Annotated in this window: 1 rRNA gene; it reads right to left on the bottom strand. The window is 54.7% G+C overall.

Features of this window, described 5'->3' with window-relative positions:
- A 23S ribosomal RNA gene (locus A6R74_RS12945) occupies nucleotides 1-512 on the bottom strand; the annotation flags it as partial.

Genomic DNA, 512 nt, shown 5'->3' with positions numbered 1-512 from the left:
GTTTACCGGGGCTTCAATCAAGAGCTTCGCCTTGCGGCTAACACCATCATTTAACCTTCCGGCACCGGGCAGGCGTCACACCCTATACGTCCGCTTGCGCGTTAGCAGAGTGCTGTGTTTTTAATAAACAGTTGCAGCCACCTGGTATCTTCGACCGGTTCGGGCTTAGAGAGCAAGTCTCATCACCCTACGCCGGCGTGCCTTCTCCCGAAGTTACGGCACCATTTTGCCTAGTTCCTTCACCCGAGTTCTCTCAAGCGCCTTGGGATTCTCACCCTGACCACCTGTGTCGGTTTGGGGTACGGTCGCACATGATCTGAAGCTTAGAGGCTTTTCCTGGAAGCGTGGCATCAGTGACTTCCTGACCGTGGTCAGTTCATCTCGTGTCTCGGCTTTAAGGTTCCGGATTTTCCTAGAACCTCGGCCTACTCACTTTCACCAGGGCTACCAACGCCTGGCTCACCTAGCCTTCTCCGTCCCCCCATCGCAATCATGTCCGGTACGGGAATATT

The organism is Halomonas sp. ALS9, from assembly GCF_001651035.1.
In the GTDB taxonomy this organism is placed as follows: Bacteria; Pseudomonadota; Gammaproteobacteria; order Pseudomonadales; family Halomonadaceae; genus Vreelandella.
The sequence above is the reverse complement of the archived record's forward strand: the minus strand, read 5'-3'. Positions and strand labels throughout refer to the sequence as shown.